The organism is Chelatococcus caeni (assembly GCF_014196925.1).
Taxonomy (GTDB): domain Bacteria; phylum Pseudomonadota; class Alphaproteobacteria; order Rhizobiales; family Beijerinckiaceae; genus Chelatococcus_A; species Chelatococcus_A caeni.
Genome location: NZ_JACIEN010000008.1, coordinates 14576 through 40789, shown reverse-complemented (window position 1 = coordinate 40789; position 26214 = coordinate 14576). Strand labels below are relative to the sequence as shown.

At 69.7% G+C, this 26214-nt stretch carries 24 protein-coding genes; 11 read left to right on the top strand and 13 right to left on the bottom strand.

Annotated features, from left to right (window positions below):
• Positions 1 to 71 precede the first annotated feature (71 nt).
• Together GGR16_RS23085 and GGR16_RS23080 are read right to left on the bottom strand one after the other, a co-directional pair.
• The gene (locus tag GGR16_RS23085; protein WP_183318642.1) at positions 72 to 1397 is read right to left on the bottom strand and encodes a glycerate kinase type-2 family protein; all 1326 of its coding nucleotides are present in this window, start codon (positions 1395 to 1397) and stop codon (positions 72 to 74) included.
• 60 nt (positions 1398 to 1457) lie between these two features.
• Positions 1458 to 2390, bottom strand: coding sequence for a DMT family transporter (locus GGR16_RS23080; RefSeq protein ID WP_183318470.1), 933 nt, complete (start codon positions 2388 to 2390; stop codon positions 1458 to 1460).
• A gap of 116 nt (positions 2391 to 2506) precedes the next feature.
• Here GGR16_RS23080 and GGR16_RS23075 point away from each other — a divergent pair, with 116 nt between their 5' ends.
• Positions 2507 to 2815, top strand: coding sequence for a DUF1244 domain-containing protein (locus tag GGR16_RS23075; protein WP_019401098.1), 309 nt, complete (start codon positions 2507 to 2509; stop codon positions 2813 to 2815).
• Positions 2816 to 2962: 147 nt separating this feature from the next.
• Positions 2963 to 3214, top strand: coding sequence for a DUF2312 domain-containing protein (locus GGR16_RS23070; RefSeq protein WP_019401099.1), 252 nt, complete (start codon positions 2963 to 2965; stop codon positions 3212 to 3214).
• An 85-nt stretch (positions 3215 to 3299) separates the two neighbouring features.
• Here the strand turns inward: GGR16_RS23070 and GGR16_RS26105 are convergent, their stop codons facing one another.
• The 3 genes from GGR16_RS26105 to GGR16_RS23055 all read right to left on the bottom strand — a co-directional run bounded on the left by GGR16_RS26105 (position 3300) and on the right by GGR16_RS23055 (position 8515).
• The gene (locus GGR16_RS26105) at positions 3300 to 4970 is read right to left on the bottom strand and encodes a peptidoglycan L,D-endopeptidase MepK (protein WP_210289691.1); all 1671 of its coding nucleotides are present in this window, start codon (positions 4968 to 4970) and stop codon (positions 3300 to 3302) included.
• A 201-nt stretch (positions 4971 to 5171) separates the two neighbouring features.
• A complete protein-coding gene (locus tag GGR16_RS23060; RefSeq protein ID WP_183318468.1) occupies positions 5172 to 6920 on the bottom strand; it encodes a L,D-transpeptidase scaffold domain-containing protein in 1749 nt (582 codons plus the stop codon).
• 110 nt (positions 6921 to 7030) lie between these two features.
• Positions 7031 to 8515, bottom strand: a complete 1485-nt coding sequence (locus tag GGR16_RS23055; protein WP_019403301.1) for a sigma-54-dependent transcriptional regulator — start codon at positions 8513 to 8515, stop codon at positions 7031 to 7033.
• A gap of 209 nt (positions 8516 to 8724) precedes the next feature.
• Between GGR16_RS23055 and GGR16_RS23050 the strand changes: the two genes are divergently transcribed.
• The 7 genes from GGR16_RS23050 (at position 8725) to GGR16_RS23020 (ending at position 16390) form a co-directional block, all read left to right on the top strand.
• Positions 8725 to 10548 carry a M3 family oligoendopeptidase gene (locus GGR16_RS23050; RefSeq protein WP_019403302.1) on the top strand — a complete coding sequence of 608 codons (1824 nt, stop codon included), beginning with the start codon at positions 8725 to 8727 and terminating at the stop codon, positions 10546 to 10548.
• 69 nt (positions 10549 to 10617) lie between these two features.
• Positions 10618 to 11982 carry an ABC1 kinase family protein gene (locus GGR16_RS23045; RefSeq protein WP_183318466.1) on the top strand — a complete coding sequence of 455 codons (1365 nt, stop codon included), beginning with the start codon at positions 10618 to 10620 and terminating at the stop codon, positions 11980 to 11982.
• 141 nt (positions 11983 to 12123) lie between these two features.
• On the top strand, positions 12124 to 12279 hold the full coding sequence (locus GGR16_RS23040; RefSeq protein ID WP_019403304.1) for an aa3-type cytochrome c oxidase subunit IV: 156 nt from the start codon (positions 12124 to 12126) through the stop codon (positions 12277 to 12279).
• Between the two features lie 82 nt (positions 12280 to 12361).
• On the top strand, positions 12362 to 13498 hold the full coding sequence (locus tag GGR16_RS23035) for a Re/Si-specific NAD(P)(+) transhydrogenase subunit alpha (protein ID WP_183318464.1): 1137 nt from the start codon (positions 12362 to 12364) through the stop codon (positions 13496 to 13498).
• A 52-nt stretch (positions 13499 to 13550) separates the two neighbouring features.
• Positions 13551 to 14000, top strand: coding sequence for an NAD(P) transhydrogenase subunit alpha part 2 (locus GGR16_RS23030; protein ID WP_183318462.1), 450 nt, complete (start codon positions 13551 to 13553; stop codon positions 13998 to 14000).
• Positions 14001 to 14004: 4 nt separating this feature from the next.
• Positions 14005 to 15405 carry an NAD(P)(+) transhydrogenase (Re/Si-specific) subunit beta gene (locus GGR16_RS23025; RefSeq protein WP_019403307.1) on the top strand — a complete coding sequence of 467 codons (1401 nt, stop codon included), beginning with the start codon at positions 14005 to 14007 and terminating at the stop codon, positions 15403 to 15405.
• A gap of 112 nt (positions 15406 to 15517) precedes the next feature.
• Complete coding sequence (locus tag GGR16_RS23020; protein WP_019403308.1) at positions 15518 to 16390, top strand: alpha/beta hydrolase; 873 nt, start codon at positions 15518 to 15520, stop codon at positions 16388 to 16390.
• Positions 16391 to 16395: 5 nt separating this feature from the next.
• On the opposite strand, the gene GGR16_RS23015 is transcribed toward GGR16_RS23020, so the two are convergent.
• The 5 genes from GGR16_RS23015 to GGR16_RS22995 all read right to left on the bottom strand — a co-directional run bounded on the left by GGR16_RS23015 (position 16396) and on the right by GGR16_RS22995 (position 20062).
• Positions 16396 to 17286, bottom strand: a complete 891-nt coding sequence (locus GGR16_RS23015) for a tetratricopeptide repeat protein (RefSeq protein WP_019403309.1) — start codon at positions 17284 to 17286, stop codon at positions 16396 to 16398.
• A 251-nt stretch (positions 17287 to 17537) separates the two neighbouring features.
• Positions 17538 to 17768 carry a 30S ribosomal protein S21 gene (gene rpsU, locus GGR16_RS23010; protein WP_019403310.1) on the bottom strand — a complete coding sequence of 77 codons (231 nt, stop codon included), beginning with the start codon at positions 17766 to 17768 and terminating at the stop codon, positions 17538 to 17540.
• Between the two features lie 141 nt (positions 17769 to 17909).
• Complete coding sequence (locus GGR16_RS23005) at positions 17910 to 18995, bottom strand: 5-(carboxyamino)imidazole ribonucleotide synthase (protein WP_183318460.1); 1086 nt, start codon at positions 18993 to 18995, stop codon at positions 17910 to 17912.
• Positions 18988 to 19479, bottom strand: a complete 492-nt coding sequence (gene purE / locus GGR16_RS23000; protein ID WP_019403312.1) for a 5-(carboxyamino)imidazole ribonucleotide mutase — start codon at positions 19477 to 19479, stop codon at positions 18988 to 18990. The genes GGR16_RS23005 and purE overlap by 8 nt, the downstream gene beginning before the upstream one ends.
• A 358-nt stretch (positions 19480 to 19837) precedes the next feature.
• Positions 19838 to 20062, bottom strand: coding sequence for a YdcH family protein (locus tag GGR16_RS22995; protein WP_197286595.1), 225 nt, complete (start codon positions 20060 to 20062; stop codon positions 19838 to 19840).
• A gap of 206 nt (positions 20063 to 20268) precedes the next feature.
• On the opposite strand from GGR16_RS22995, the gene GGR16_RS22990 reads away from it, so the two are divergent.
• Positions 20269 to 20457 carry a YdcH family protein gene (locus GGR16_RS22990; protein ID WP_019403314.1) on the top strand — a complete coding sequence of 63 codons (189 nt, stop codon included), beginning with the start codon at positions 20269 to 20271 and terminating at the stop codon, positions 20455 to 20457.
• 71 nt (positions 20458 to 20528) lie between these two features.
• Here GGR16_RS22990 and GGR16_RS22985 read toward each other — a convergent pair whose 3' ends face one another.
• The 3 genes from GGR16_RS22985 to GGR16_RS22975 all read right to left on the bottom strand — a co-directional run bounded on the left by GGR16_RS22985 (position 20529) and on the right by GGR16_RS22975 (position 24044).
• On the bottom strand, positions 20529 to 22157 hold the full coding sequence (locus GGR16_RS22985) for an acyl-CoA synthetase (protein ID WP_183318458.1): 1629 nt from the start codon (positions 22155 to 22157) through the stop codon (positions 20529 to 20531).
• Positions 22158 to 22249: 92 nt separating this feature from the next.
• A complete protein-coding gene (locus GGR16_RS22980; RefSeq protein ID WP_183318456.1) occupies positions 22250 to 23245 on the bottom strand; it encodes a glycerophosphodiester phosphodiesterase in 996 nt (331 codons plus the stop codon).
• Positions 23246 to 23288: 43 nt separating this feature from the next.
• The gene (locus GGR16_RS22975) at positions 23289 to 24044 is read right to left on the bottom strand and encodes a sulfite exporter TauE/SafE family protein (protein ID WP_019403317.1); all 756 of its coding nucleotides are present in this window, start codon (positions 24042 to 24044) and stop codon (positions 23289 to 23291) included.
• Positions 24045 to 24226: 182 nt separating this feature from the next.
• Here GGR16_RS22975 and GGR16_RS22970 point away from each other — a divergent pair, with 182 nt between their 5' ends.
• Positions 24227 to 26170 (top strand): propionyl-CoA synthetase, encoded by a 1944-nt coding sequence (locus tag GGR16_RS22970; RefSeq protein ID WP_019403318.1) that lies wholly within the window; start codon positions 24227 to 24229, stop codon positions 26168 to 26170.
• The last annotated feature ends 44 nt before the right edge of the window (positions 26171 to 26214 follow it).

The following is a 26214-nucleotide window of genomic DNA, read 5'->3' as shown; positions in this document are numbered from 1 at the left end:
TAATCGATACAGGTCTTGAGCGTCGCGGCATGGAATGTCAACGCGCTCCTCGTCGTCCGCACCGGCGCATCCTAGCGGTCGTCGACGAGGATCACGCGACAATCGTTGACGTTGGTGCGTGTGGGACCGGGCAGGAGAAGGTCGCCGAGGGCTTCGAAGAAGCGCGTCGAGTCGTTGTCGGCCAGAGATGCGGCGGGATCGAGGCCAAGGCCGCGTGCACGCGCGATAGTCGTCTCGTCGACGATGGCGCCTGCCGGGTCGCTGGCGGCGCCGCCGCCGCCGTCCGTGCCGTCGGTGTCGCCGGCGAGGGCGGAGATGCCCGCCGCGCCGTCGAGGGCGAGGGCGAGCGCCAAAGCGTATTCCTGGTTGGGGCCGCCGCGTCCCTTGCCCTTCAGCGTCACCGTCAGTTCCCCGCCGGAGATGATGGCGGCCCGGCGTCCGGCCTCGCGCAGGGCGAGCGCCTGCCGCGCATGGTCGGCCGCGACCTCGCGCGCCTCGCCCTCGAGGTCGGCGCCGAGGACGATCGGCTCATAACCGGCGTCTCGCGCGGTGCGCGCCGCGAGTGCGATCGAGTCGGCCGGGCGGGCGATGATCTCGAAGCGGCTGTGGGCGAAGGCCGGGTCGCCGGCCTTGGGCGATTCGTTGGCCGGATCGTCGAGCAACGCCTCGGCCGAGGCGGTGAGGGGAACGCCCCGGCGCGCGGCGATGGCGCGCGCCTCGGCGAGCGTCGTCGGGTCCGGCACCGTCGGGCCGGAGGCGATCGTCGAGGGGTCGTCGCGCGGCACGTCGGAAATGGCGAGGGTCAGGATCGTCGCCGGGGCGGCGCAGCGGGCGAGGCGCCCACCCTTGATGCGCGACAGGTGCTTGCGCACGGCGTTGATCTCGTCGATCGAGGCGCCGGAGCGCAGCAGCGCGCGCGTGATGCCCTGCTTCTCCGCCAGCGTCAGGTTGCCGGCCGGCGCGATCCAGTTGGCGGAGCCGCCACCGGACAGAAGCACGAGCACGAGGTCTTCCTTATGCGCCCCCGCGGCGAGGGCGAGCGCCCGCTCCGTGGCGGCAAGGCCGGCGGCGTCCGGCACGGGGTGCCCGGCCTCGACGATCTCGATCCATTGCGTGGGCTGGCCGTAGCCGTGCCGCGTCACGGCGATGCCGGTCATGCGCTCGCGCGGGAGGCGGTATTCGCTCTCGTAGAATTCCTCGGCGACGACCGTCATCGATGCGGCGGCCTTGCCGGCCGCGAGCAGGATGATGCGCCCGCTGGCCGGCGGGGGAGGCAGGTGCTGCGGCAGGCAGAGGCGCGGATGGGCGGCTGCGACGGCAGCCTCGAAGACCGCCTCCAGCACGGCGCGGCGCGCGCCGACGGGGCCCGACAGATGCGCCGCGTTCAGGTCCGCCATGCCTTCGTCGCCCAAGCCCTCGGCCATGTCGTTCTCCCTCGTTCCTCCCGGCGCCCGGCCCTAGTGCGGCACAGGCGATTGTCGTTCCACTGCGGTGCGCGGGGCTTTCGGCCGCGCGAGCCAGATGCCGAACAGGATGAGCAGTCCGCCTGCGGTTTGCACCAGCGTCAAGGCCTCGCCCGCGATCAGCCAGCCGCAGGCCGCGGCGAAGACCGCTTCCAGGAAGATGACGAGGGAGGAGAAGGTGGCCGGCAGGTGCCCGAGGGCAAAGGCGAGCAGCCCCTGGCCGCCGGCGTGGCTGAACCAGGCGAGCGCGACGAGAACGGCAAGGCCCCAGCCGCTTCGCGGCAGGATGTGCGGCTCCATGACGAGGGCCACGACGAGCAGGATGGCGGCGGTGATGAGGCTCGATTCGAAGGTGACGCGGGCGGCCCCGGTCGTCTTGCGCGCATGTTCGACGGCGAGGAAGTAGAAACCGAAGAAGACGGCCGTGGCGATGCCGAAGCCGTCGCCCACAAGCCGCTGCGGCGCGATGTCGAGGCTCTGGCCGATGAGGGCCGCCCCGCCCGCGAGGCAGAAGGCGAGGCCGACGAGAACCGGCCCGGCGACCCGGCGGCGCAGCACGAGCCAGCTCGCCAGCACGACGAAGAGCGGCGCCGTCGTCGCGAAGAAGGTGGCGTTGGCGATCGTCGTGTTCATGATGGCGAGATGCCAGAAGAACAGGTCGCCGGCGAAGAACAGGCCCGCGAGCACGGTGCCGCGGCCGAAGGGGCGTGACGGCGCGGCCCTGCGGCCGCGCTCCTCCGCCTGCATCCAGACCCAGAGGATGGGCAAGGCGAGCGCCACGCGCCAGAAGGCGCTGGCGAAGGGCCCGACGTCGGCAAGCCGCACGAGGACGGGTGACACGCCCATGGCGAGCGCCGCGGCGAAGAGCGCGCCGAGCGCGAGCGGCGAGGGCGAATGCGTGGCCTTGGAGGGCGAGGTGACGCTCAAGGGGGCACCGGCGGTCGGCAGCGGGAGGTCGCGGTCCCGACCCTCCTATGGCAAGTTGCGGCTTTCGTCACCATTGTTCCTCGCGACGGCCGGACCGGCGAGGAAGGAGAGCGGCAATGCAGCAGATCGACGCCCATACGATGACCGAACTCGAGGCTGCGGTCTTCCGCAGGCTCGTGAAGCACCTGCGCGAGCGCACCGACGTGCAGAACATCGACCTCATGAACCTCGCCGGCTTCTGCCGCAACTGCCTGTCCAACTGGCTCGAGGAAGCGGCCGCCGAGCGTTCGCTGACGCTCGACCGGGCGAATGCGCGCGAGCATGTCTACGGCATGCCCTACGAGGACTGGAAGGAGCGCTACCAGAAGGAGGCGACGCCGGAGCAGAAGGCAGCCTTCACCAAAGCGGGCCATGGCCACGGCTGATCCGGCCTTGACACCGGGATAGCGGGGACATGCGGCAGGCGAGCGCCCCCGCCCTCTTCCAATCCGCGCCGGAGCCACTAGTCTGCGCGGCTCGCGCGCGGGCGGCCGGAGGTCGCCCGTTTCCAATCAGTGAGACGGAAGAGACATATGGTCAACGACGTTGCCGACAGTGGCGTTGCCGCCGAGGAATTGAAGCAGTTCATCGAGCGCATCGAGCGGCTCGAGGAGGAGAAGGCGGCCATCGCGGGCGACATCAAGGAGGTCTATGGCGAAGCCAAGGGACGCGGCTTCGACACCAAGGCGATCCGCAGGCTCGTCAGCATGCGCAAGAAGCCGCCGGAGGAGCGCCAGGAAGAAGAGGCGATCCTCGAGCTCTACATGCAGGCGCTCGGCATGTGAGGCGCCGCGAGGCTGCCGCACCGGCCCAACAAAAAGCCCCGGTCCTGCCGGGGCTTTTTGTTGTCCGGGTTCGCGCCGCTGCGCCTCAGGGTTGCGGGGCCTCCGGACCGTCGGTCCGAAGCGGCAGCGCGAGCGTGAAGGCCGCTGCCGCGAGCCGGCCTGCCGGTACGGGTGCCGGGGAGGTGTCGGCGGCCGCGTGGGCCATCGCGATGCGAGAGGAGGGAGTCGGCGGCTCGACGGGATCGCCGCCGAAGAGCGGGCGCAGGACGCGGGGCACGGCCGCCGCGGCGACAGGACGGCGCACCTGGGGCGCGGGCCTCGCCTCCTCGGCGACGGCCGGCGAGACGGCGGCGGTGAGGCCGGGCCGGATGGGCGGGACCGGCACGTCGGCCGCGGCATAGGCCATCGGCACGAGGCCGGCGACGCGGGTCGCGGGCGGACGGGTGGCCGCTGCCGCGGCGAGGGCCGCGAGGGCGCCGCTCTCGTCGGACGAGGCGCGCGTGCCGATCTCCTGCGAGCCGAGGCCGGCGGCGGCGAAGCTGACCGGCCGGCTGGGCGGCACGGGAACATTCGCGACGACGGCCGTCGCGGCGATGGCGTTGACGGAGGCGATGGCATCCTCGGGCCGACGCGGCGGCACGGGCGCCAGGGCGAGGGCGACGGGCGCCTCGGCGGCCGGAGCGGCTGCAGGGGCGATGTCGTCCGGCCGGGCCTGGGGCAGAGGCGCCGTTGCCGGGGCCGCTGCTGCTGGAACCTGGGCGACCTGCGGCTGCGCCTGAGGCGCGACGGCCGCCACCGCGGTGGGACGGGGCGCCTGCGGCTGCGCTGCCGGCGCGCTGCCGCCGCGCCGGTCGCGCAGGAAGAAGGACACGTTGCTGTTGTCGGCGACCGCCGCATCGCCGCCCGAGGGAGCGGCGCCGGAGGAGGCGACCCGCGTGCGCGTGTTGCCGTTCGGCTTGGCGAAATCCTCGTCCTCCTCCTCCTCGAGGCCGAAGAGGGAAGCCCAGAAGCTCTTGCGCGAGCCGCTCGGCTGGGCCGATTCGGCTTCGGCATAGGCCGTGTAGGAGCCGGCGACGGCATCGCCGCGCGACATGATCTCGGCGCGGGCGAGCTCATAGCCCGCCATCGGCTTGCCGTCGGCGGGAATGTGCACGGTCTTGCCGTCGGGGAAGAGGCGCGAGAGCTGGTCGCGCGTCATGCGCGGCCACGAGCGCACGCTGCCGACGTCGAGATGCACGAAGGGGTTGAAGGCCGTCGGATAATAGCCGACGCCGCCGCGCTGCAGCCGCATCGCGATGGCGCGCACCTGGGCCATGTTGGCGTCGGGCAGGTAGAAGTCCATCGCCTTGCCGCGCATGTGCTGGCTCTGCTTGGCGACCGCGCTGGAGCGGCGGCGCAGCATGGCGTTGGTCTCCGGCGCGCGGTAGCCTGAGACGACATGGAGCGGCTGGCGCGAGCCCACCTCGCGGTGCACGGCCCAGGCCACGTCGAACAGCTTGGGGTCCATGGCGATGGGCTCGTCCCGGCGCCAGTCGCGCAGGATCCAGTTGAGCTTCTCCAGCGCCTCGCGGTCATAGACCCCGTTGCGCTTGAAGGTAACGGTCACGCTTTCCTTGGTATGGGTCTGGTACAGGCTGATCGCCCGCGTGTCGCCATTGGCGACCGCATCCTGGAGACTGCGGGTCCCGGCGACGACCGCGGCACAGGCGATCAGGATCTTGCACGCGGCACGCGAACAAGGCCCTACCCGGGACAACGCTTGCCTGAAGCGTGTCGAATACAAAGCCAACTCATCCGTTGCTGAGACGGCCTGGAACGCGGCCGTCAGTCAAACGATGAACGAACTCTTACCGCAAAGCCTTAACGCAAGGTTAGCGCCGGGGCCGGCTGCGGACAAGAACCGGTTAAGGCGAGACGATGGCAAAATAATGCCGATCGCTCGCTCCTGCCGCCACGTTCAGTGCAAATCGCGGAGCGCGGCCGCGACACGCTGGTCGTGGCTATAGATATCCGGGTAGCGGACGAGCTTGCCTTCGTCGGTGACGACGAGGGTGAAATAGGTGAGATGGATGGGGATAAGTTCGGGGAGACGCACGAGGCGCTCGCTCTTGCCGATCAGCTTCTTCATCCGCGACTGCGGCCAGGCTTCGCCGAGGACGATCTCGGCGAAGGTGAAGGGATCGTCCACCCGCACGCAGCCGTGGCTGAAGGCGCGCTCGCCGCGCTTGAAGAGGGAGCGACTGGGCGTGTCGTGCAGGTAGACGGCGTGCTGGTTGGGGAACATGAACTTGATGTGGCCGAGCGCGTTGCGCTCCCCGGGCGGCTGGCGAATCGAAATGCTGTTGCCGCGCCGAATCACCTCGTAGCCGCGGCGCGCCGCATAGTCCGGGTCCTGGGCCATGCGCGGCAGGAACTCGTTGCGCAGGATCGACGGCGGCACGTTCCAGTAGGGATTGACGACGACGTGCCGCATCACGTCCGAGAAGACGGGCGTCGGCGTCTCCGGCTTGCCGACGATGACGCGCGCCTCGTGGATCACCTCGCCGCGGTCGAGGACGCGGACCATGTAGGCGGGGATGTTGACGGAGATGTGCCGGTCGCCGAGGTCGGCCGGCAGCCAGCGCCAGCGCTCCATGTTGGCGAGGATGTCGGCCTCGAGGCGGCCGCTCGTCGTCACGCCGCCGCCGAGCGCCGCCAGCGTCTGCGCGCCCAGGATGCCATCGGCGGCGAGCCCGTGCTCGCGCTGGAAGTCGGCGACGGCGGCCGCCACTTTCTCGTCATAGGTGTGGTCGCCGTCCGGCGTCACGTCGAGGCCGAAGCGGGCGCGGATGAGCGGCACGCGCTCGTCCTGCATGCCGAGCCGCAGCGCCGGGCCCTTGGGCACGCGCACCATGGGCGTCTGCGCCGGCCGCTCGGAGCGCACCTCCGCGAGCTTGCGCTTCAGCGCCGCATATTGCGCGTGCTGCGGGTTGTAGGCCGCGAGCGCGGCACCGGGATCCGCGGCGGCGCCGAGGCGCTCCAGCACGTCGCCCGCCTCGGGCAGTTCGCGCGTCGGCGTCAGCAGCTTCGACAGCTTCGTGGGCTCGATGCGCCCGCCGCGCGCATCGCGCGCATAGAGGACGACGGCCGCGGTGAGCTTCAGGTCGGCATCGGCGAGCGCCTTGCCACGGTTGTCGCCCTCGAGGCCATCGACCTGCGGCAGCGGATAATCGGCAGGGTCGAGCCCGTCGGCCGCCGCGCCCTGAAGCACCGCCATGACCTTGCGGGCCGCCGGCGTGAAGGCGCCGTTCGCGATCCACAGGGGATTGAAGCCGCGCGCCTCGTAGAAGGCGCGGACCGCCCTGCGCTGCTCCTCGCCGAGGCGCGGCAGCGCCCAGTCGCGCGCATCGAGGATGCGGCCGGCCAGGGCGACGGAGGGCTCGTCCGCGGTGATCGACACCGCGATGTCCGGGAGATCGGGCGGGGCGAGCAGATCGGGCGGGGCTAGCGCGTCCGCGCGTGCGGGCGAGGGCGTTGCAGGCCGAGGCGCCTCGGGCTCCGTTGGGGCGATGTCCGTCACGTCGACCGCCGCAGCGGGCGGGGTGGGCAGGACGAGGCTCTCGGACTGCGCCGGCAAAGCCGGCTCGGCCGCTGCGCGGCCCGCGATGGTGGCGGTCAGAAGACCGGTGCCAACGGCGACGATGCACGCTGCAGCGCTTGCCCGCATGAGTGCCCCCTTTCCCGCCGGTCCGGCCGCCGTGTCGGCCGGACCGGCTGTCTTGTAAACGATTCGCATGGTGAGAGGTTCGGCACCGTGTGCTGTCATACCTGCCGTCTTCATTCGATGGTTCCGTCCGCGTCCCCATCCGCGGCCTCGGCGAGGCCGAGTTCCTTGAGCTTGCGGTAGAGCGTCGAGCGGCCGATGCCGAGCTTGCGCGACACCTCGGACATGTGGCTGCGATAGTGGCTGAGGGCGAAGCGGATGGCGTCGGCCTCGATGTCGGCGAGCGGGCGTACGTCGCCGATGTCGTCGAGGAGGCGCAGGCTGCCCGGATCGCGGACCTCGACATGGACGATCTCGCGCGCCGGGGCAGGGGCGGGCGCCGGCCCCACGGGGGCGGGCGGGATGTCGACCGCATAGCCGTCGACCTGGCTCGCGATCTGCGGGAACTCCGCCACCGTCAGCTCGGGCCCGTCGGCGAGGACGACGGCGCGGAAGATCGCATTCTCGAGCTGGCGCACGTTGCCCGGCCAGTCGTAACGGGTGATGAGCGCCATGGCCTCTGGCGCGATGGCGCGCACGCGCTTGCCCTCCTCGGCGGCGAAGCGGGCGAGGAAGCCGAGGGCAAGCTCCGGGATGTCCTCGCGCCGCGCGCGCAGCGGCGGCAGGGTCATCGGGAAGACGTTGAGGCGGTAGTAGAGATCCTCGCGGAAGCGGCCCTGCTTGACGAGGTCGAGCAGGCTGCGGTTCGTCGCCGAGATCAGGCGGATGTCGACCTTGACCGGCCGGCGCCCGCCGACCGGATCGACCTCGCCCTCCTGGATGGCGCGCAGGAGCTTGACCTGCGCGTCGAGCGGCAGTTCGCCGATCTCGTCGAGGAAGAGCGTGCCCCCGCTCGCCTCGACGAACTTGCCGGCATGTTTTTCCGTGGCGCCGGTGAAGGCACCTTTCTCGTGGCCGAACAGGGTCGATTCCACGAGGTTCTCGGGAATGGCGCCGCAGTTGACGGTGACGAAGGGCTTGCCCTTGCGCTCGCCCGAGCCCTGGATGGCGCGGGCCAGCACCTCCTTGCCGACGCCCGATTCGCCCTCGATGAGCACCGGGATGCCCGAGCGCGCCGCGCGCTCGGCGAGGTGCAACGCCCGCCGCATGGCCTCGCTGCGCGTGGCGATGTCGCGGATGGAGAGGGCGCCCTCGACGCGCCGCTTCATGCGGCGGATCTCGTCCTCCAGCGCATCCGTGCGCAGGGCGTTGGCGATGGAGACCTGCAGGCGCTCCGCCCCCACCGGCTTGACGACGAAGTCCGCCGCCCCCGCCCGCATGGCCGAGACGACGGTTTCGATGGAGCCGTGCGCGGTCTGCACGATGACGGGCAGCGCGATGCCTTTCTCGCGCATCGCCGAGAGCACGCCCATGCCGTCGAGATCGGGCATGACGAGGTCGAGCAGCACGAGATCGACGGGCGGCTGGCCGCCGGTCATCCGCGTGAGCGCCTCCTCGCCCGAGCTCGCGATGAGCGGCTCATAGCCGAAGCGCCGCACCATGCCCTCGACGAGGCGGCGTTGCACCGGGTCGTCGTCCACGATCAGGATCGTCGTCATCTCGCTCAATCGCCCGGCTGTGTTCCGTTTCGGGGCGATGCTGGGCGAGAACGGTAAAGCTCTTGTTAACGCAGCCGCGCGCGGCCGCCGGATCTTGCATCGCGTCGCGGCGTTGATCATCGCGGTTCAAAGCCCGATGATCGGCCCGAAACGGAATCGTCCCGCGGCCGGCAAGGGCATGCGGGGCAGCGGACAACGACAGGAAGACGATGACGAACAGCAGCACGGGCGCGCAGGCGCGGGACGGCAACACGCTCGGCGGCCTGCCGGAATGGGACCTGTCGCATCTCTATCCGGGCATGGATTCGCAGGCCTTCGCCGACGATCTCACGCAGGCGGAGGAGGAGTGCAAGGCCTTCGCCGCCGCCTATCGGGGCAAGCTCGCCGCGATGGCGGCGGCGCCGGATGCGAGCGAGCAGCTCGCGGCGGTGGTCGCCCGCTACGAGAAGCTGGAGGATCTTCTCGGCCGGCTCATGTCCTACGCCGGGCTCGTCTATTCGGGCGACACGACGGACCCGAAGCGCGGCAAGTTCTACGGCGACACGCAGGAGCGCCTGACGGCGGCGAGCTCGGATCTCCTGTTCTTCACGCTCGAGCTCAACCGCATCGACGACAAGGTCCTGGCGGCTGCGGCGTCGCGGGCGCCACTCGCCCACTGGCGTCCGTGGCTCGAGGACATCGCCAAGGACAAGCCCTTCCAGCTCGACGACAGGATCGAGCAGCTCTTCCACGAGAAGTCGGTCACCGGCCGGGCAGCCTGGAACCGGCTCTTCGACGAGACCATCGCCTCGCTGCGCTTCACCGTCGACGGCGAGGAACTGACGCTGGAGCCGACCCTCAACAAGCTGCAGGAGCCGCAGGAAGAGGTGCGCCGGGCCGGCGCCGAGGCGCTGGCGCAGGTCTTCCGCGCCAATCTGCGCACCTTCACCCTCGTCACCAACACGCTCGCCAAGGACAAGGAGATCTCGGACCGCTGGCGCAGCTTCGAGGACGTGGCCGATTCACGCCACCTCGCCAACCGCGTCGAGCGCGAGGTGGTGGAGGCGCTGGTCAAGGCCGTGCACGAGGCCTATCCGCGCCTGTCGCACCGCTATTACGCGCTCAAGGCGCGCTGGTTCGGCAAGGACAAGCTGGCGCACTGGGACCGCAACGCGCCGCTGCCCAAGGTGGAGATGCGCACCATCGGCTGGGAGGAGGCGCGCGACACCGTGCTCGGCGCCTATGGCGAGTTCTCGCCGCAGATGGCGGACATCGCGCGCCGCTTCTTCGACGAGCGCTGGATCGACGCGCCGGTGCGGCCGGGCAAGGCGCCGGGCGCCTTCGCGCATCCGACCGTGCCCTCCGCGCACCCCTATGTGCTGCTCAACTATCTCGGCAAGCCGCGCGACGTGATGACGCTCGCCCACGAGCTCGGCCACGGCGTGCACCAGGTGCTCGCCGCGCCGAACGGCGCGCTCATGGCGCCGACGCCGCTGACGCTGGCCGAGACGGCCTCGGTCTTCGGCGAGATGCTGACCTTCCGCCGCCTCCTCGACGCCACGAGCGACAAGCGCCAGCGCAAGGCCATGCTCGCCGCGAAGGTGGAGGACATGATCAATACCGTGGTGCGGCAGATCGCCTTCTACACCTTCGAGCGGCTCGTCCACACCGAGCGGCGGGCCGGCGAGCTCACCTCGGAGCGGTTGTGCGAATTGTGGCTGAAGGTGCAGACCGAGAGCCTCGGCCCGAGCGTCGACCTGCGCCCGGGGTACGAGGTGTTCTGGGCCTACATCCCCCACTTCATCCATTCGCCGTTCTACGTCTACGCCTATGCCTTCGGCGACTGCCTGGTGAACTCGCTCTACGGCGTCTACGAGGGTGCCCGCGAGGGCTTCGCCGAGCGCTATCTCGCCATGCTCGCGGCCGGCGGCACCAAGCACCATTCGGAGCTGCTCGCCCCCTTCGGCCTCGACGCGCGCGACCCGGCCTTCTGGCAGATCGGCCTCGGCATGGTCGACCGGCTGATCACGGAACTCGAGGGGCTGGAGGATTGAGGGGGCGCTCGTGGCAGTCGCAATCCGGTCTCTTCGACACCAGATAGGGGCAGTTGGAGAAAACGCCCCATGAGCGATCCCGAAGGCAACCGGTTCTCGGCGCGTGCGGCCCGCTATGCGCGAGTCGGCGCCAATGTGGGCGGCATCGCCGCGCGGATGGTGGGCACGCGGGTGCTCGGGCGGGATGCGGACCGCTCGCGCTATGCGGCGGAGCTGACGGGGGTGCTCGGCGGCCTCAAGGGGCCGCTCATGAAGGTGGCGCAACTGCTCGCCACCATCCCGGACGCGCTGCCGCCGGAATATGCGGCGGAACTGCAGAAGCTGCAGTCGCAGGCCCCGCCCATGGGGGCGGCCTTCGTGCGCCGGCGCATGATGGCCGAGCTCGGGCCCGACTGGGCCGGGCGGTTCGGCGCCTTCGACCTGCAGCCGGCGGCGGCCGCGTCCCTCGGCCAGGTGCATCGGGCGCGCTCGCACGACGGGGCGCCGCTCGCCTGCAAGCTTCAATATCCGGACATGCAGTCGGCCGTCGAGGCGGACCTCAGCCAGCTCGGCATGCTGCTCGCCGTGCAGCGGCGGCTGAGCCCGGAGATCGACACGGCCGAGATCCAGGAGGAGATCGGCGCACGCCTGCGTGAGGAGCTCGACTACCGGCGCGAGGCGCGCCATGCCGCGCTCTACGCCCACATGCTCGCCGACGTGCCGGAGGTGCGGGTGCCGGGCGTGTGGGCGGAACTGTCGACGCTCCGGCTGCTCACGCTCGACTGGCTCGAGGGGCGGCCGATCCTCGACTACAAGCAGGCGCCGCTTGAGACCCGCAATCGCCTAGCCACGGCCATGTTCAAGGCCTGGTGGCATCCGTTCTCGCATTTTGGCGTCATCCACGGCGATCCGCACCTCGGCAACTACACGGTCTTTGATGATGCGGCAGGCCACGCCGCCGGCATCAACCTGCTCGACTACGGCTGCATCCGCATCTTCCCGGCCCGCTTCGTCGGTGGGGTGGTGGACCTCTACCAGGGCCTGCGCGACGACGAGCCGGACCGGGTCGTCGCGGCCTACGAGACCTGGGGCTTCCGCGGCCTGCGCAAGGACCTCATCGAGGTGCTCAACCTGTGGGCGCGCTTCATCTACGGCCCCCTGCTGGACGACCGGGTGCGCACGATCGCCGACGGCGTGGCGCCCGGCGAATACGGCCGGCGCGAGGCCTGGCGCGTCAAGCAGGCGCTGCGCGAGAAGGGGCCGGTGCGCGTGCCGCGCGAATTCGTCTTCATGGACCGGGCGGCCATCGGCCTCGGGGCGGTCTTCCTGCATCTCGGGGCCGAGCTGAATTTCCATCGCCTGTTCGAGGCGGAGATCGACCGTTTCAGCCTCGATACGGTCGCGGCGGCGCAGGGCAGGGCCCTGTCCACGGCCGGTCTTTCCGCGCCGGCGTGAAGAATCGCTCTTGCGCGTCGATTAAAACGGTTTAATAGCAGAGCCCGCCAAATGAACGAGGCCACGCTGTCGCGGCCCGCGTTGCATGCGGCGACACCTTGCGGTAAAGCCGGACGACGCCGGATCATACCGAGGATTACCATGGCAGAGCACAAGCACGCCGTTCCCGCCGGGGGGCACCCGGACATGGATTATCCCGCCCACGAGCGCACCTACGCAGCGTTCATCACCTTCTCGAAATGGGCCACCATCGCGGTCGTGCTCGTCTTCGTCTTCTTGGCGATCTTCCTGCTCTGACAGCGGGCCCGGCCGGGCCCCGCGGTTTTCATCACGATCGGCCCCTGCCCTGGCGGGATGGCCTTGTTCCCGGGGGGAAACAATGCGCATCGCGATTGCGAAGGAGACGGCTCATCTCGAAAGCCGCGTGGCCGCGTCGCCGGAGACGGTGAAGAAGTTCACGGCACTCGGGGCGACCGTCGCGGTCGAGGCCGGAGCAGGGCTCACCTCCGGCATCACGGACGCGGACTACGAGGCCGCCGGGGCGACCATCGCCAAGACGGCGGCGGAGGCCGTGAAGGGCGCCGACATCGTGCTCGCCGTCAGGCGGCCGGAGCCTCAGGCGCTGAAGGGCGTCGGCAAGGGTGCGCTCGTCATCGCCATCATGGACCCCTACGGCAACGAGGCCGCCGTGAAGGGCCTCGCCGAGACCGGCGTCGCCGCCTTCTCGATGGAGCTGATGCCCCGCATCACCCGCGCGCAGGTGATGGACGTCCTGTCCTCGCAGGCGAACCTCGCCGGCTATCGCGCCGTGGTCGACGCGGCGGCGGAATACGGCCGCGCCTTCCCGATGATGATGACGGCGGCGGGCACCGTCCCGGCCGCACGCGTCTTCGTCATGGGCGCCGGCGTCGCGGGCCTGCAGGCCATCGCCACCGCCCGGCGCCTCGGCGCCGTCGTCACGGCGACCGACGTGCGCCCGGCGGCGAAGGAGCAGGTGGAATCGCTCGGCGCCAAGTTCATCGCCGTCGAGGACGAGGAATTCAAGCAGGCGGAGACGGCCGGCGGCTACGCCAAGGAGATGTCGGACGCCTACAAGCAGAAGCAGGCGGAGCTCGTCGCCTCGCATATCGCCAAGCAGGATGTAGTCATCACCACCGCCCTCATTCCGGGCCGGCCGGCGCCGAAGCTCGTGAGCAAGGCGATGGTCGAATCGATGAAGCCGGGCTCGGTCGTCGTCGACCTCGCGGTGGAGCGCGGCGGCAACTGCGAGCTGGCGAAGCCCGGCGAGGTCGCGGTGCACAACGGCGTCAAGATCGTCGGCCACCTCAACGTGCCGGGGCGGCTCGCGGCCACGGCCTCCAGCCTCTACGCCAAGAACCTCTACGCCTTCGTCGAGACGCTCGTCAGCAAGGAGACGAAGGCCGTTGCCGTGAACTGGGACGACGAACTCGTCAAGGCAACCTGCCTGACGCGCGACGGCGCCGTCGTCCATCCGGCCTTCCAGCCGCAGGGTTAAGACAGTCCGACAGGCCCCGTCCGGGGCGAGGATCAGCAGGGGGAAGCGAGCCATGGCCAACCTGACGCCGGAACAGGCGCTCGAACAGGCCCGTGCGGCGGCCGACGTCGCCAGACAAGCGGCCGAAGCCGCACAGAGCTATGCCGATCAGGCGGCCGCGGCGCTGGGTGCCGCCGCCCATGCCGCGACGGGCGGCGCCGTCGACCCGACGGTGTTCCGCCTCGCCATCTTCGTGCTCGCGGTCTTCGTCGGCTACTACGTGGTCTGGTCGGTGACGCCGGCCCTGCACACGCCGCTGATGTCGGTGACCAACGCCATCTCCTCCGTCATCGTCGTCGGCGCGCTGCTCGCCGTCGGCGTCGAGACGGCGCCGGTGCTCGGCGACGGGCCGGTGTGGGCGCGGATCTTCGGCTTCATCGCCCTCGTCTTCGCCTCCGTGAACATCTTCGGCGGCTTCCTCGTCACGCAGCGCATGCTGTCCATGTACAAGAAGAAGGGCTGAGCGAATGTCGGCCAATCTCTCGACCCTTCTCTACCTCGCCGCGGGCGTCCTCTTCATCCTCGCGCTGCGCGGCCTGTCGCATCCGGTGACGTCGCGGCAGGGCAACCTCTACGGCATGATCGGCATGGGCCTTGCCATCGTGACGACGCTGGTGGGCCATCCGCCGGCGGGCGGGCTCGCGTGGCTGCTCGTCATCGTCGGCATCGCCATCGGCGGCGGCACGGGTGCGGTCATCGCCAAGCGCGTGCCGATGACGGCGATGCCGCAGCTGGTCGCGGCCTTCCACTCGCTGGTTGGCATGGCGGCGGTGCTGGTGGCGGCGGCCGCGCTCTATGCGCCGCAGGCCTTCGACATCGGCCAGGTCGGCACCATTCACGGTGGCAGCCTCGTCGAGATGGCGCTCGGCGTCGCCATCGGCGCCATCACCTTCACCGGCTCGGTCATCGCCTTCCTCAAGCTCGACGGGCGCATGAGCGGCAAGCCGATCATGCTGCCGAGCCGGCACGCCATCAACATCGCGCTCGCCGTGGCGCTCGTGGTGCTGATCGTCCTCTTCGTGCTGACGGAGAGCCGCCTCGTCTTCTGGCTGATCACGCTCGTCAGCTTCGCGCTCGGCGTGCTGCTCATCATCCCGATCGGCGGCGCCGACATGCCCGTCGTCGTGTCGATGCTCAACTCCTATTCGGGCTGGGCGGCGGCCGGCATCGGCTTCACCCTGGGCAACCTCGCGCTCATCATCACGGGCGCGCTGGTCGGCTCCTCGGGTGCCATCCTGTCCTACATCATGTGCAAGGGGATGAACCGCTCGTTCATCTCGGTCATCCTCGGCGGCTTCGGCGGCGAGAGCGCGACGGCGGCAGCCGGCGAGACCGAGGCGCGGCCCATCAAGCAGGGCTCGGCCGACGACGCCGCCTTCCTCATGAAGAACGCGAGCAAGGTCATCATCGTGCCGGGCTACGGCATGGCGGTGGCGCAGGCCCAGCACGCGCTGCGCGAGATGGCCGACAAGCTCAAGCACGAGGGCGTCGAGGTCAAATACGCCATCCACCCCGTGGCGGGCCGCATGCCGGGCCACATGAACGTGCTGCTCGCCGAGGCCAACGTGCCCTACGACGAGGTGTTCGAGCTCGAGGACATCAACTCCGAGTTCGCGCAGGCGGATGTCGCCTTCGTCATCGGCGCCAACGACGTGACGAACCCGGCGGCCAAGACCGACCCGGCCTCGCCAATCTTCGGCATGCCGATCCTCGACGTCGAGAGGGCGAAGACCGTGCTCTTCGTCAAGCGCGGCATGGGCTCGGGCTATGCCGGCGTCGAGAACGAGCTGTTCTTCAAGGACAACACGATGATGCTCTTCGCCGACGCCAAGAAGATGGTCGAGGAGATCGTCAAGGCGCTCGACTGACCGGCTCCGGCAGCAAACATCGGAAGGGCCGCCGCAAGGCGGCCTTTTTCTTGGGCGCGCCTCACGAGGCCGTGGCTGGCGGCTGCGGGCCCGCTCGTGATATGGCGCAGACATGATCAAGGTCGCGCTCAACGCCACTGCGCTGTTCGCCGTCGTCTACGGGCTGATGGTGGCGGGGCTCGTCGTCTTCCAGCGCGACCTGCTGTTTCCCGCCGACGCCGCGCCGATCGACGGCAGCGTGGCGGCCATCCCGGGGCTCGAGCAGGTGCAGCTCGAGACGAGCGACGGCGAGAGCCTGAATGCCTGGGTGGTGCCGCCGGCGCCGAACAGGGCGGTGCTCGTCTTCTTCCACGGCAATGCGGGCAATCTCGCGCTCGCCTTCCGCGTCAGCCGCTTCCGGCAGCTGGTCGCGGACGGTACCGGCCTCGTTGCCGTCAGCTACAGGGGCTATGGCGGGTCGACCGGCCGGCCGAGCGAGGCGGGCCTGCACCGTGACGGCGCGGCGGCCTATGCCTATGCCGCCGAGCGTTTCGGTACGGAACGGCTCTTCGCCTATGGCGAATCGCTCGGCACGGGCGTTGCCGTGCGCCTTGCGGCCGAGCAGCGGCTGGCCGGGGTCATCCTCGAGGCGCCCTACCTGTCGACGGCCAAGGTGGCCTCAGGCATCTATCCGTTCGTGCCGGTGTCGCTGCTCATGAACGACCAGTTCCGCAGCGACGAGATCGTGGGCCGCATCGGCGTGCCGATGCTCATCCTGCACGGCATGCGCGACGGTGTCATCCCCTTCGCCCATGGCGAAGCGCTGTTCGGCCTTGCCGTGACGGCGCGCCGCTTCGTCCGCTTTGTCGACGGTGGCCATGTCGATCTCTTCGACCATGGCGCGGTGCCGCACATCCAGCGCTTCATCGCCGATACCCTCGCAGGGAGGGTCGCCGGCACGGATGTTCTGACCGTTCCGGCGCAGCAGGAGGCCGGCCGGCGGTAGGGGGATCAGCGGAACAGCGCGAGGCCGCCGCCAACGCGGGACATGCCCTCGCGCGCCACCTGGTTGCTGCTGTCGATGGACAGCGCCCGCTGGTACGACTCGGTCGCCTGCGCGCGGTCGCCCTGGCGCTCGAAAGCGACGCCGCGCCACGCCCAGGCCACCGCATTGCGGTTGTCGGCGTTGAGGGCGGCGTTGAAGTCCTCGATCGCCTCCTGGTACTTGCCCACGGCGACGAGGCTCTGGCCGCGCGCGGCATAGGGCGCGCCGGCGAAGGGGTTGCGGTCGATGGCCGAGCGGAAGTCGGCGATGGCGAGCTCGTTCTGCCCCTGGCGCTGGTGCACGAGGCCGCGGGCATGATAGGCCTCGGCCGATTCGGGGTTGAGCTGGATGACCCTGGAGAGATCGGCCAGCGCCTGGTTGAAGTCGCCCTTGACGCGCAGCAGATTGGCGCGGCCGAGATAGGCGGGGCCGTAATTGGGGTCGGCCTGGATGGCACGGTTGAAGTCGGCCAGTGCCTGATCGTCCCGGCCGGTCTGGCGCAGCGACAGCGCCCGGTTGGTGTAGGCCGCGGCGAAATTCGGATCGAGCTTGATCGCCTGGTTGAAGTCGCTCATCGCGTCGCTGTAGCGGCCGGAGCGCGCATAGGCCGCACCGCGGGCGTTATAGGCCTGGGGATCGTTCGGGTTGGCCCGGATCACCTCCGACAGCGAGGCGAGGTTGGTCTTGCTCGCGTCCGTATTGTCCTGCACGAACTCCGCCACGCCGCGCGAGCCGCCGACGCCGCCCACCGTCTCGCAGCCGGCCAGGGCCAGTGCCACCGCAAGCGGCAGCAGGCCGCGGCCGAGCGTCGTCGCCGACAGGATGGCGCCAGAGGCCGACTTCCCCCGTTCGTTCACGTCAATCCTCCACCCCGAACATGTTGATCGTTTGTTGCGTGCCGGTTCTGGGACACAAGTGAGGCAGGAGCGTGAACGCCCCGGCGCGGCCGGGACCTCGCTGGCGCTCCCCGAGAGGCGGGACGGCGGGCACATGCAAACAAAGCGCCCATCCGCGAGGAGGGCGCTTGCGCTGCCGGGGCCCGGACCCCGTGATGATACGCCAATGCCGCGATGCCGGAGGCGAGAGGCGCCCCCGCTGCGGCGGCCCCTCAGCGGGTCGGCTTCGGCTTGCTCGGCAGCAGGCCTTCGCGCTGCAGGCGCTTGCGCATGAGCTTGCGGGCGCGGCGGACGGCCTCGGCCTTCTCGCGGGCGCGCTTCTCCGACGGCTTCTCGTAGTGGCCGCGGAGCTTCATTTCCCGGAAGATGCCTTCGCGCTGCATCTTCTTCTTCAGCGCACGGAGCGCCTGATCAACGTTGTTGTCGCGAACGAGAACCTGCACGCGTCGTCTTCCCGCTTTTGAATTCGTGGTGAGTGGCGAAACGCCGTAATGGCGCGAACGGCGCGCCACAACCGTGGCAGGGTGGATAACAGATCGGATGGCGCCTGTCCACAGGTCCGGCGCCGGAAACCGGTCTACACCTCAGGTTTTGACGCGGGTGACGTGGCCCATCTTGCGACCGGGCCGGGCGGTCGCCTTGCCGTAGAGGTGCAGATGCGCGCCCTCCTCGGCGAGGAGCTCCGGCCAGGCGGCCATGTCATCGCCGATGAGGTTGGTCATCTCCACCGGCCCGACGAGCGCGACCGAGCCGAGAGGCCAGCCGCAGACGGCGCGGATATGCTGCTCGAACTGCGAGGTCTTGGCGCCCTCGATCGTCCAGTGGCCGGAATTGTGCACGCGCGGTGCGATCTCGTTGACGAGAAGGCGCGGGGGCTCGCCGTCCGTCTCGACGACGAACATCTCGACGCACAGCGTGCCGACATAGTCGAGCGCCGTGGCGATGCGCCCCGCGATGGCGCGCGCCTCGTCGCACAGGTCCGCGGGCAGGGTGCCGGGCACGCGCGTGATGGCGAGGATGTGGTCGCGGTGCTCGTTCTCGCACAGGTCGTAAGCGGCGACGGTGCCGTCGAGGCCACGCGTCGCCACCACGGACACTTCGCGCGAGAAGGGCACGAAGCCTTCGAGAATCGCCGGCACGTGGCCGATGGCGCCGAGCGCGGCCGCCGGGTCGTCGCCCGTCCTGATGATGACCTGGCCCTTGCCGTCGTAGCCGAAGCGGCGCGTCTTGAGCACGGCCGGCCGGCCGAGGGCGGCGAGGGCGGCGCGCAGGTCCGTCTCGTCGGAGACGGCGCGGAAAGGGGCGGTGGCGATGCCGAGGTTGCTGACGAAGGTCTTCTCCTCGAGCCGGTCCTGGGCCACGGCGAGGGCCCGCGCGCCCGGCCGCAGCGGCACGTGCGATTCGAGGATGTGGGCCGTATCGGCAGGGACGTTCTCGAATTCGTAGGTGACGACGTCGACGCTCGCCGCAAAGCCGACCAGCGCCCCCTCGTCGGCGTAGGGGGCGACGGTGTGGCGGGCCGCCACCTCGAAGGCGGGGCTGTCGGGATCGGGCGCGTAGATATGGGCCTTGAGGCCATAGCGGGCGGCGGCGAGCGCCAGCATGCGGCCGAGCTGGCCGCCGCCGAGGATGCCGATGGTGGAGCCGGGGGCGAGCATCGCGTCAGTCATCCTGCGGCCGCTCGGCCACGGCCGCGCTCTGGGCGGCGCGCCAGTCGTCGAGGCGCGCGGCGAGCGCCGTGTCGGAGAGGGCGAGCACCGCCGCGGCGAGAAGGGCGGCGTTGACGGCGCCGGCCCGACCGATGGCGAGCGTGCCGACGGGAATGCCGGCCGGCATCTGCACGATCGACAGGAGGCTGTCCTGGCCCGACAGGGCCTTCGACTGCACGGGCACGCCGAAGACCGGCAGCGGGGTGAGCGAGGCGACCATGCCCGGCAGGTGGGCCGCGCCGCCGGCCCCGGCGATGATCACCTTGAAGCCCTCGTCGCGCGCGCCCCTGGCGAAGGCGAAGAGCCGCTCGGGCGTGCGGTGGGCGGAAACGATGCGCGCATCGTAGGCGATGTCGAGCGCGGCCAGCGTCTCCGCCGCGTGGCGCATGGTCTCCCAGTCCGACTGGCTGCCCATGACGATGGCGACCGGCGTGTGCGTCGTCATTGATGATCCTGCGAAAAAGCCTTCCGCGCGGGGCATACAGTAACAGGCGGGCAGTGGGCAATCGGCAATCGGCTCCGCTCTCGCGTCTCACCGACGCTGCATGCGTCCGGCAAATGCGACGGGGTATGGTCGCGGCGTGCCTCCGCCAACCCTGCGCACGCTCGTGCCCCGGACGCACCGCAGCACGAAATGATGCGGTGCTGAGCCGGGGTCTATTCACATGGCGCCTTCGGCAGATTCTTGCGCTGGGTCCCGGATCGCATTCCGCTCTCGCTGCATGCGTCCGGGACACGAGGTTGCTTCCGGTTGCGGCGAGGTGATGCCCGCGCGACTGCCGACTGCCGACTGCCGACTGTCGCTACGCAATGATGTCCGGCGTCAGCCTGTCTTCGAGAAAGGTGATGCGGTCCTTGAGGATGAGCTTGCGCTTCTTCAGCCGCTGGATCTGCAACTGGTCGGCGGGGCCGACGGATTCGATCGCCGCGATCGCCGCATCGAGGTCGCGGTGCTCCTCGCGCAGGCGATTGAGTTCGCCCAACAGTTGCTGGCGCTCGTCTTCGTCGTCGATATCAATGGTCATCATGGCGCTGCCCGGGGGCATCGGCCCGGTGAATGACGGGAGCGCGAAGTATGCGGCGCGGCCGCACGCTCGGCAAGCCGAGCCCGTGCAAAAAGGGTGGCTTGCCCACTGCTCGCCGCGGGTGCGCCGCTGATGGCGGAATCTGCTTCGACTCCGCCACAATGCTGTGTCACAGTTCTGTCGTCGGAGTGATCCGAAGGAGGAAAGCGATGTCTTTGAACGCCCATCTGGCCGAGCTCGCAAAGCGGCACGAAGCGCTTGAGCGGGAGATCCAAACGGTGCAGGCCAGCCCCTCGGCTGACGAGCTCAAGATCGCGGAACTCAAGCGCAAGAAGCTGCAGTTGAAGGACGAGATGGAGCGCTTGCGTCATACGACGATATCGCAATCGATACATTGACAGATCTGCCGGCTGAACCGGCACGACGGCCACCCTGAGGGTGGCCGTTTTCATATGGGCCGGCGGCTTCCTCAGACCTCGCGGGCCATCTCGCGCAGGCGGAACTTCTGGATCTTGCCCGTCGAGGTCTTCGGCAGCTCGGTAAAGACCACGTAGCGCGGGCATTTGAAGGCGGCGAGCCGGCTGCGGCAGAAGGCGATCAGCTCCTCGGGCGTCGCCTCCGCCCCGGGCTTCAGCTCGACGAAGGCGCAGGGCGTCTCGCCCCATTTCTCGTCCGGCTTGGCGACGACCGCGGCGGCCTGCACCGCCGGGTGCTTGTAGAGCGCGTCCTCGACCTCGATGGAGGAGATGTTCTCGCCGCCGGAGATGATGATGTCCTTCGAGCGGTCCTTGAGCTGGATGTAGCCGTCGGGGTGCTTGACGCCGAGGTCGCCGGAGTGGAACCAGCCGCCGGCGAAGGCCGTGTCGGTGGCGGCCTTGTTCTTGAGATAGCCCTTCATCACCACGTTGCCGCGGAACATGACCTCGCCGAGCGTCTCACCGTCGGCCGGCACGGGGGCGAGCGTCTCGGGATCGCGCACGTCGAGGGCCTCGAGGACGAGGTAACGCACGCCCTGGCGCGCCTTCTTCGTCGCATAGTCGCCCATCGGCAGGTCGTCCCAGGCGCTGTTCCAGTCGTTGACGACGGCAGGGCCATAGGTCTCGGTGAGGCCGTAGAGGTGGGTCACGTCGAAGCCGGCGTCCTTCATGGCGGCGAGCACCGCCTCGGGCGGCGGCGCGGCGGCGGTGAAGAAGGAGACTTTCTGGGGAAAATCGCGCTTGTCCGCGTCGGGCGAATTGAGCAGCGTCGCCATGACGATGGGCGCGCCGCACAGATGCGTGACGCCGTGCTCGGCGAGCGCGGCATACATCGCGCCGGCGCGCACCTGGCGCAGGCACACATGCGTGCCGGCGACCACCGAGATGGACCACGGAAAGCACCAGCCGTTGCAGTGGAACATCGGCAGCGTCCACAGATAGACGGGATGCTTGCCCATGCCGCAGGTGACGACGTTGCCCATGGCGAGCAGGTAGGCGCCGCGGTGGTGGTAGACGACGCCCTTGGGGTCGCCGGTCGTGCCCGAGGTGTAGTTGAGCGAGATCGCGTCCCACTCGTCGCCCGGCATCTGCCAGGCGTGTTCGGGGTCGCCGCCGGCGAGGAAGGTCTCATAGTCGGCACTGCCGAGGAGCTCGCCGGGGCCGTCGTATTCGGGATCGTCGTAGTCGATGACGAGCGGCTTCGTCCTGGCGAGGGCGAGGGCCTCGCGGACGGTCTTCGAGAACTCACGGTCGGTGATCAGCACCTTGGTCTCGGCATGGTCGAGCGTAAAGGCGATGATGGCCGCGTCGAGCCGGGTGTTGAGCGTGTTGAGCACCGCGCCGGCCATGGGCACACCGTAGTGGCATTCGAGCATCGCCGGCGTGTTCGACAGCATCACCGAGACCGTATCGCCACGGCCGACGCCATGGGCGGCGAGCGCCGAGGCGAGGCGCCGGGCGCGGGCATAGAAGTCGCGATAATTGCGGCGCAGGCTGCCGTGGATGATGGCCGTGCGCTCGGGAAAGACGCTCGCCGCCCGTTCGAGGAAGGTCAGCGGCGTCAGCGGCTGGAAATTGGCCGGGTTGCGATCGAGGTCGAGGTCGTAGGCTGAGGCCGTCATCTTTCCAGTCCACTTCGGAACTTGCGATGTGGCAGCCTAGCCGGCCAGGTCGCAGGCGATCAATCAGCCAAAGGGAGAGGCGCCTCGTCGGCCTAGGGCGCGACCGGCGCGGGCAGGGGCAGGCCCTTGGCGGCCATCACGGTGCGGGCCCGGTCGGGATAGTCGGTGATGAGCCCGTCGACGCCCCAGTCGATCAGGCGCGCCATGTCATCGGTCTCGTTCACCGTCCAGGGCACCACCGCCAGCTCCATCTCCTGGGCTTCCTCGACGAGCGGCTGCGTGAGGTTGCGGAAATTGGGCGACCAGGTGGTGCAGCCGGCCTCCGTGACGAGGGCGGGCACCGAATCGAAATCGTCGACATCGAGGCCGCCGAGCCAAGGCGAGCCGCCGTCCTTGCCGCGCTGGAGCGTGTCGAAATTGCCCTCGCTCGTCAGGCACACGCGCGGGATGTCGGGCGAGACCTCCTTCAAGGCCATGAGGGTGCGCCAGTCGAAGGACTGGACCGTGGCGCGCTCGCCGAGCCCGGCCTTGTCGATGGCCTTCGCCAGCGCCGTGGCGAAGGCGCGCGGCTCGGGCGTGCCGGCATCCGGCGCCGGGCTCGACTTGGTCTCGATGTTGAAGCGCACGTCCTTCGCGCCGAGGCGTTCGGCGAGGGCGAAGACATCCTCGAGCGTCGGTATGCGCGTGCCGTCGACCGGCGTCTGCTCCGGGAAGGACTTGGCGGTGCGGCTGTCCGGCCTGGTGCGGCCGACGTCGAAGCTCCGCAGTTCCTCGAGCGTCATGGCGGTCAGCGCCTTGCCCGGCCCGGCCAGGAAGGTGCCGTCGGGCCCGCGCGTGATGTCGGGATTGAGCTTGGGATCGTGCGAGACGACGAGCACGCCGTCGCTCGTCATGCCGATGTCGAGCTCGAGCGTCGCGACCCCGGTGCGCAGGGCCTTCTCGAAGGCGGGAAGGGTGTTCTCGGGCGAGAGCCCGCGCGCGCCGCGGTGGCCCTGCAGGTCGAAGGCTGCCGCGCTCGCGCCGGCAAGAAGGAGGGCAAGGCAGGCCACGCCGGTGCGAAGGATGGTGAAACGTGCGAACGGCGGCATGGCTTTTCCTGTCGAGCTCTCGTCCCGGGCGGGACGGGAAGAATCAGATGAGTGCAATAAACCCATCATATGTCAGTTTGAGGCCGACGAGCACGAGCAGGGCATAGATGAGGCGATAGAAGGCGGTCGGGTCGACGCGCCGCACCAGCCAAACGCCAGCCATGGTCGAACCGACGGCGACGGGCATGAGCACGAGCGAGGTTGTGAGGTTCTCGTGCGTGAACTGGCCGAGCCAGACATAAGGCGCCACCTTCATCAGATTGACGGTGGCGAAGAACCACGTGGTGGTACCCACGAGCACGTCGCGCGAGAGCCTGAGCGGCAGCACGTAGACCTGGAACGGCGGCCCGCCGGCATGGCTGATGAAGCTGGTGAAGCCGGATACGCTGCCCCACAAGAGCCCCCAGGCGATGCCGCCCGGCCGCTCGCCCGCCGCCTGCTTGGCGAGGTTGAGCCACCAGTTGAGGGCGAAGACGAGGGCGATGAGGCCGACAGCGAGCCGCACCGCCGCCTCGGAGACCGCCGCGGCCGTGAAGGTCGCAAGGACGATGCCGGCAAGCGCGCCCGCGAGGGTGATGGCGAGCAGGCGTTTGTTCACGTGCCGGCGGAAGGCATAGATGCCGACCGCGTCCTGCACGATGAGGATGGGCAGCATGATGGCGGCGGCCTGCACCGGCGGCACGAACAGCGCCATCAGCGGAATGCCCAGGATGGCGAGCCCGACGAAGCCGCCCTTGGAGAGGCCGATGATGACGACCGCGGGGATGGCGGCGAGATAGAAGAGGGGATCGGTGATCATTCGGGCTGGGCTCGGCAGGCATCTCTTGGTAGTCAGGCCCGCCGAAAGTCTCAAGGCGGCCGGCCGCCGGGCTGCTATGCTCACAGGGCCGGACATGCTTTCGGGCATGTTGCAAGGCGCCGCCGCCGGTCGCACCATCTGTCCGCCGGGGCATGCCCCGGCCAAGCGGGAGGACAGCCAGCATGATCGCCGCGCCCAAGGCATCTGCAGCACGCAGCCGATACGGGGAGGTCTACGAGGCCTGGCGCACGGACCCGCTCGCCTTCTGGGCGCAGGCGGCCAAGGCCATCGACTGGATGCGCCCGCCGACGCAGATCTTCGATGGCTCCCTCGGCGTCTACGGCCGCTGGTTCCCGGGGGCGACCTGCAACACCTGTTTCAATGCTGTCGACCGGCATGTCGACGCCGGGCGCGGCTCCCAGCCGGCCATCATCTACGACAGCCCGGTCACGGGGGCGAAGCGCATCATCTCCTACAACGGCCTTCTGTCGGAGGTGCGCGTGCTCGCGGCGGTGCTGCGCGACCTCGGGGTCGGCAAGGGCGACCGCGTCGTCATCTACATGCCGATGGTGCCGGAGGCGGTGGTCGGCATGCTCGCCTGCGCCCGCATCGGCGCCATCCATTCCGTCGTCTTCGGCGGCTTCGCCGCACGGGAGCTGGCACAGCGCATCGCCGACGCCGAGCCGAAGGTCATCCTGTCCGCCTCCTGCGGGGTCGAGCCGACCCGGGTCGTGCCCTACAAGCCGCTGCTCGACGAGGCGATCGAGCTCTCGCCGGCGAAGCCCGAGGCCTGCCTCATCCTGCAGCGCGCCCAGGAAGAGGCGAGCCTCGTCAAGGGCCGCGACCTCGACTGGGCGGAGACGGTGAGCAAGGCCCGCGCGGCCGGCAAGGACGCGGACTGCACGCCGGTGGAGGCCACCGACCCGCTCTACATCCTCTATACCTCGGGCACGACGGGAAAGCCCAAGGGCGTGGTGCGCGACAACGGCGGGCACATGGTGGCGCTCGCCTGGTCCATGCAGAACCTCTATGGCGTGGCGCCGGGCGAGGTGTTCTGGGCGGCCTCCGACATCGGCTGGGTCGTCGGCCACAGCTACATCGTCTACGGACCGCTGCTCACGGGCTGCACCACCATCCTCTACGAGGGCAAGCCCGTCGGCACGCCCGACGCCGGCGCCTACTGGCGCGTCATCGCCGAGCATGGCGTCACCACGCTGTTCACCGCGCCGACGGCCTTCCGCGCCATCCGCAAGGAGGATCCGCAGGGTGCGCTGATCGACAATGTCGACATGACGGCCTTCCGCGCCCTGTTCCTCGCCGGCGAGCGGGCCGACCCCGACACCGTGCAATGGGCGGAACGGGTGCTCAACGTGCCGGTGATCGACCACTGGTGGCAGACGGAGACCGGCTGGGCCATCGCCGGCAACCCGCTCGGCCTCGGTGCGCTGCCGGTCAAGCACGGCTCGCCGACGGTGCCGATGCCGGGCTACGACGTGCACATCCTCGACGAGGCGGGCAAGGACCAGCCGCAGGGCACCATGGGCGAGATCGCGGTGAAGCTGCCGCTGCCACCCGGCTGCCTGCCCACCCTGTGGCAGGCCGACGAGCGCTTCCGGGAGAGTTACCTCGATGCCTTCCCCGGCTTCTACAAGACCTCGGACGCCGGCTACGTCGACGAGGACGGCTATCTCTTCGTCATGGGGCGGACGGACGATATCATCAATGTCGCCGGCCATCGCCTGTCGACCGGCGGCATGGAAGAGGTGATCGCCGCCCATCCCGACGTTGCCGAATGCGCCGTCGTGGGCGCGAGCGACCCGGTGAAGGGGGAGGTGCCCGTCGGCTTCGTCGTGCTGAAGAGCGGTGTCGATCGCGCGCCCGCAGAGATCGAGGCCGAGATCGTCGCCCGCGTGCGCGAGGAGATCGGCCCCGTCGCCGCCTTCAAGCTCGCCCTCGTCGTCGCGCGCCTGCCCAAGACGCGCTCGGGCAAGATCCTGCGCGGCACCATGAAGAAGATCGCCGACGGCGACGCATGGTCCGTGCCCGCGACGATCGACGATCCGGCGGCGCTCGACGAGATCGCCGCCGTGCTCGCCCGCCGTCCGGGCGGATCGGCTGCCTCATAAGAAAAACCCCGCGGATGGTGCCGCGGGGTCCAATCGGTCGGAAG